Origin of the sequence: Nostoc sp. JL33 (assembly GCF_017114985.1) — a bacterium.
In the GTDB taxonomy this organism is placed as follows: Bacteria; Cyanobacteriota; Cyanobacteriia; order Cyanobacteriales; family Nostocaceae; genus Nostoc.
Map to the genome: position 1 here is coordinate 1 of NZ_JABXKP010000025.1, position 5903 is coordinate 5903.

5 protein-coding genes and 1 pseudogene are annotated in these 5903 nt (G+C 42.6%); 4 read left to right on the plus strand and 2 right to left on the minus strand.

Features of this window, described 5'->3' with window-relative positions:
- Positions 1–1163 (plus strand): IS4 family transposase (locus HWQ23_RS05910; protein WP_292824908.1); only part of this gene is annotated, 1163 nt, incomplete at its 5' end.
- Between the two features lie 190 nt (positions 1164–1353).
- Here HWQ23_RS05910 and HWQ23_RS05915 read toward each other — a convergent pair.
- Positions 1354–1548: pseudogene (locus HWQ23_RS05915) on the minus strand (NAD(P)-dependent oxidoreductase); the annotation flags it as partial.
- A gap of 163 nt (positions 1549–1711) precedes the next feature.
- On the opposite strand from HWQ23_RS05915, the gene HWQ23_RS05920 reads away from it, so the two are divergent.
- The 3 genes from HWQ23_RS05920 (at position 1712) to HWQ23_RS05930 (ending at position 3809) form a co-directional block, all read left to right on the plus strand.
- Entirely contained in the window at positions 1712–1897 is a 186-nt protein-coding gene (locus tag HWQ23_RS05920) for a hypothetical protein (protein ID WP_292824911.1), read from the plus strand.
- A 565-nt stretch (positions 1898–2462) separates the two neighbouring features.
- Entirely contained in the window at positions 2463–3392 is a 930-nt protein-coding gene (locus tag HWQ23_RS05925; RefSeq protein WP_292824914.1) for a tyrosine-type recombinase/integrase, read from the plus strand.
- Positions 3393–3407: 15 nt separating this feature from the next.
- Positions 3408–3809: a hypothetical protein gene (locus HWQ23_RS05930; RefSeq protein WP_292824917.1), complete on the plus strand. Its 402-nt coding sequence runs from the start codon at positions 3408–3410 to the stop codon at positions 3807–3809.
- Positions 3810–3968: 159 nt separating this feature from the next.
- Here the strand turns inward: HWQ23_RS05930 and HWQ23_RS05935 are convergent, their stop codons facing one another.
- Positions 3969–5729, minus strand: a complete 1761-nt coding sequence (locus tag HWQ23_RS05935; RefSeq protein WP_292824920.1) for a hypothetical protein — start codon at positions 5727–5729, stop codon at positions 3969–3971.
- Between the last annotated feature and the right edge of the window lie 174 nt (positions 5730–5903).

A 5903-nucleotide genomic window follows, 5' to 3' on the forward strand; every position in this document is an offset into this window, starting at 1 on the left:
TGGCCTGTTTACGTATACCGGAATTAATACGTTTTAAAACACCAACTTCTTCATCAATTACCGAAGCACGGCAACGAACCGGAGCATTTGTAATGACTCGTTTATTTGAAATGGTTGCTAAACCATTAGCAACGCTGTTAACACCAGATGCTTTTTTAGGAGGACTGAGAATAATGGCAGTAGATGGAACAGTAATGGACGTTCCTGACACAAGAGAAAATGCTAGAGTATTTGGTTATCCAGGTTCGCGACCTGGTACATATCCAGCATTTCCTAAAGCCAGATTAGTCTTTTTAGTAGAAGCAGGGACTCATTTAATTACTGATGCATTCATTAGTCCCTATCGAATTGGTGAGAGAAAGGGTGCTTTAAAACTACTACGAAGTATTGAACCTGATATGTTATTAATCTGGGACAGGGGCTTACACTCCTTTAAGATGGTTCATGCCGCAATCAAACAAAAAAGCCATATTCTTGGTCGTGTGCCAGCCCACGTTAAGTTCGAGGTCGTTGAAACTTTTGATGATGGTTCTTATAAGTCATGGATTGCACCGGATGGTCAGTCTCTAAAGTTGGGTGCAACCCGAATCCCAATCCGTGTAATTGAATATGTTGTTGAAGAGAATGGTACAGAAAAAGTTTATCGTCTGATTACCGATTTGATGGATATTTCGACTTTTCCTGCTTTGCTCCTAGCTCAACAGTATCACCTGCGTTGGGAGGCAGAGAATACTTTGGATGAGTTAAAAGTTCATCTTAATGGTCGTAAAACTCCTATCCGTTCTAAAAACCCTCGTGAAGTAGTTCAAGAAATTTATGGCTGGTTGTTGGGACATTATTGCATACGTGCAACCATGTTTAAAAGTGCAACAATAGCCGGGATTTCCCCTTTGCGTTTAAGTTTTACTGGAAGTTTAAGAGTGATTCGACGTGCCATCCCCCAGTTTCAACAGAACATAGATAATTCGACTAATCTCAATATATATATATCGTGGTTAATTTCGGAAATATTAGACTTAGAAATCCCACCACCACAAGGTAGAACTAATCCGAGGGTAGTCAAGAAAACTCGCTCAAAGTATAAGAGTAAAAAACGATGTCATAGAAATAATAGTACTCCTCGACAACAACTATCCTTTGAAATTTTTAAAAAGGTAAGTTAAATAGATTCATTTGGGCGATGCAGTAAATTGTTCATCCTCAATTTATAGTTCAACAGGTTTTAAATATTCTGAGTAATTGACAATTAATTTTTTTGAGAGTGCCTTCAGGTACAAGCAACCTTTTCATCTGTTTTTGTTCTCGTAACTTACACGCGAACAGAATATTCTTTATTCCACCATCTATTTTCCCTTAACCGAGCAGTATTGGGTAACGCTCTAAATTATCGAGAAACAAGGCGGTAATGCGTTCTTTCAATGCTGGGGAAATTGCGGAAGTATGGGGTGTAATCAAGAGGTTAGGTAATGACCATAGAGGACTTTCTGGCGGTAGAGGTTCAATAGAAACTGTGTCTAATCCTGCACCTGCAATCCAGCCTTCAGTCAGACCAATCGAGAAAAAAGTAGCGATCGCCTTAAATGTGAACACACAATACTAGGTATTAAGAGATACAATTTCTCTGCCTCAGTATATGGAAATCGCCGACCTATTCGTCATGGCGCACAGAAGACAATTGGTGAGCCGGAAGTAGAGGATTGATCATATTGACATGCCATCCACAATATCTTCCTCAAGATATGAAGTTGGCTATCACCTGATAGTGACGGGCTACGCCTACACTCATGAGCGCAAACCACGTTGTAGAGCGATCGCCTTTCGCAGAAAAACAACATTTGTAACAAATAAAGAAGTAATGAGAGCAATAAAAATAAAACGGAGCGATGGCAACTCTTAGAGACGCTACGCGTAGCAAGCTTTTGAGTAAGGGTACGCCAAAGCCTTTGGCTAACGCTAATTGTTGCTCTAATAGACTGAATAATATCCAAAGTGACAATACAATACTGCTTCAGATTTAGTGCAGTAATTTTACAGTTCTTATTAGATGTACTTTATTTACCTGATATTAACCGTATTATCGCTGAGTGCATAGCAATCAACCGCCGAACAATCTGATCGATCTCCAAATCTAATATGCTGTAATCAATGACTGCCTGACGAATAGGTGTATGTTCTTGATTGACAGCTAATTCTTGTATCTTGGCTGTACGTATAATTAATTTGCAGCTTACCGCTGCATGGGAGAGATGTTATATTCTCTCCACCATGCCAAAGGTATAGCCAGTAGTGGTATTGCTTGTATCACTTTTCTGCGTATTATGAGTGTACTATACGCAAAAAATGAGAATTTTTCCGTTGTGAAACAGTGAGTTGAAATGACCATTTGGGAGGACAATAAAAATCATACACTATAAAACCAGACGAAACTATGATTGTGTCTGATTATTAAGGGAGTTATAAAAATGACGCTCTCTCTTGTCCACATAACAGCGCATAGAAAGGCGATCGCTTCCTTGCCAGTAGCCCAGGCGGAGGCGAAGTTGATTGCGCTGTGGTTGGAGGGAAAAGCAGAGTCATCTATCATCTCTTACCGACGCTACATTCGGCGATTTCTGGAATTTTTGAACAAACCCCTCAAAAAAGTGACCTATGAAGACTTGGTAGAATACGCAGCTGACTTGGGGGGCAATGCTGAAAGTACAAAGCGGATATATATTGCCGCAGCGAAAAGCTTGATTAGTTTCGCTCATAAAATTGGATATCTCCCTTTTAATGTGGGTATGGCGCTAAAACTCGGTGAACTGCCGGATGTAATCAACGAACGGTATCTGGATGAGGCTGATATTAAATTGTTGGTACGGGCAGCTTCTAAGCATTTAGCTGATGCTAAAACTCCTAAGCGACAGTACACAGCCCTACGTAATTTGTTAATTATCAAACTCCTGTATCAGGCAGGGTTACGGGCGAGTGAAATCTGTGAGCTAACTTGGGGAGATTTGACACCCCGTGGCGACAGTGGTCAGGTGTACGTGCGAAAAGCCAAAGGCAGTAAAAATCGGACAATTCTCATCAAGCAGAAACTCTGGACGGAATTAATGGAGTTCAAAGCTTTGGCTGACTCCAATCAAGCAGTGTTTCCAAGTCAAAAGGGGGGACACCTCGACCGTCAAAACTTGCACCCGATTGTCAAAGCGATCGCAATCGAAGCGGGATTAAGCGAACTGGTTTCGGCTCACTGGTTACGTCATGCCCACGGTTCTCACGCCATTGAGCGCGGGACTAATCCGGTACTGGTGAAAGAAACTTTGGGTCATGCCAATTTAGCGATCACCGATCGCTACCTGAAAGCTAGACCCAACTCGAGTAGTGCTTTAAACTTAATGGACATTTAATTAGAGATGAGCAAAATGGAAATTTCATGGTGTTTGTCAGGACAAATTGAAGACGGATATTTAATTACTGACAGCAGTGAAAAAATCAAAATTCGTGGAAGTAAGTCCCAAGGAACAGGAATATGGAAGTGCGTTCCCATTACATCTTCTACTGGAGTTGTGGTCAGTATCCAAATCAAAGAAAAACTTGAAGAAATGAAGCCATCAATTTGTGTGGGTCGGGTAACACAAATTACCAGACGCAATACCATTCTGGTAAAAGTTTCTCCTAGCCGCAAGATTTATTTTCATACTTCTTCTCAATTTACTCTCAATGAAGTTTATCAACTAGAATTTGAGTTTCGTGATCTCCAACTGCATATACTCAACGCCACCAAAGTAGATGCAGTTAAATCAGAAACACAACTAATTAGCTAACTGCGTTGAAGTACAGCCTGTATTAACATCTCTCGAAGCTAAAAGTGTCAGCACACTATTCTCGGAAGTAGCTCTATTTACGACAAGCAATACAATTCCTATAGGGAAAAATCTGCTGCTCTCCCCCGAAAAATCAATTGGTTAATCAAGAGAGAGAAGTTAACCTGACATCGGCAACACATCTTCATTCAGTAAGGCATAAAATTCCGGGACTTGATCCTCCACTCGTCGCAGTTCATCAAGAGCGATGGCTTCCAACTCCAGCACCGTATCCCAGCGCAAATCACCAGCCCATCGCTGAAGGATGCCTTTAATTGCGTCTACCCCCTGCTTGATACCAGAGCGTAGCATTTCCACACAATGGAGTAGGGTCGTGCGATCTGTCGGGGATGGGTCACATTCGGTAGTATCCTCCCCCTCTAGTAGGGGTTTCACTATACAATCATGGGGGGGGGTGGATACGGAGCGATTATCAGCTTCAACCCCATAGCCAGACTCTCTTGTAGCCTGATAACTTCTCTCAGATGATGCAGTTTGCGACCGTTTGCTTTGGCGGTGAGCAATTACGTGTGAGGCAAATTCTAATTCCGATTTTGATAGCGAGTAAATTTTCACCTGTTGACCGCGCTTACCCTGCTTACGGGAGGTCAACTTTAACCCCAACTGCTCGACTAAAGTGCCCAGCAACCAAATCGGTTTACACTCCGACGGGACAGTAAACCCAAGAATTGCTTTAACCTGAGCTGCACAAGATGAGGCGATCGCAATCATCTTTATTAAGTCTGGGTCGTTGGCATTAACTTCACCACCGGCAACTAACCGCTCAAGGAGATGATGCAAACCCAAGTTGAACCGTGCCAGCCACCGAGCCGAGTAATTCCCCCAGTCCATACAGAGAAGTAGCTTTTCTCGTTCGGCACGATCTTTGGTGGTAACAAGTTTTGGAGGTTCCGGGTATTCTCTGCCCGTGGCATCATCTTTAACTATTCCCTCTGGCTTTGATAAAATGGCCTCAAGTCCAGCGATCGCTTTGATTAATCGACCGCCATTATCGAGTTCGACTAGTTCCGGTGTAACGTCGATGCCGTAAGAGTCAAAAATGCGAAACTTCTCGTTTTCAAAAACTTCTATGGGAGTGAGGTAATCTTTGCTTTTGCGGTGACGATACTCACTCGCTGTAATATTATTAGCCTTGGCAACAGATGAATAATGGGCCGTGTCCAAAGCAGTCGCTGCATTTTTCATCCGTTCAAGAGATTGGTCATCATCGTCACTGCCGACTGAGATAAAGGTATTACCCATCTCGGTGAGGAGCAGAAGCAAATCATCACGCAGATTATTCAGAGAATAGTTACGGTTAGCCTGGATTTGACAGTAGGCATCCAACGCCCAATCTTTTTCAGCACCACGTTTACCCGAATCTCTGTGAATGCGAATTAAAAAAGCCGTCATTTCGTTCGATTGCAGGAGTCGTTCTTTAATCTTGGTAGCATTGGTATCTTTGTAACCGAAGGGAGGGCGCGGGGCCACCCAAACGTGAAACGGAACTTTTGGGCGATAGCGGTAAAGTTGTTGGGCGCATTCAGTAGCAGTTTGGGAAACAGCATGAAATACACCGAATACAACATCAAAATGATATTCGGCAATGTCTACTCCGGTTCCCAGGCTGGGGGAAGTGAACAAAGCATCGAGGTTTTTAACGGCGTTGGTGATATCTTTGATGAAAGCGACGTTTTCTTCACTACCAGAATTATCGGAGTGGACAGACCAAATACGTAGTTTTTGTGCATGACTACCAATGCCCCGATTAGATTGACTCAAAGTATTTTCGGAGGGTGATGATTCAGTCGAGTCGAATATTTGCACTCTTGATGATTGTTCAAGTTTCTTAATGAAACGTTTGGAGTCAGAAACTACCATGATTTTCTGTCCGCTCATTAGCGCTGCCGAGATTTGGGCAATCAGGGCACTTGAATTACTACCCTCATACCAGTAGATTGTGCGATCGCCATTTCGCCACTCGTTTTTAATGATGTAAGCCCGGATTTCTCACCAAGATTGAAAAAAGAGGGGTCAAAAACTGCCAAAATGTAT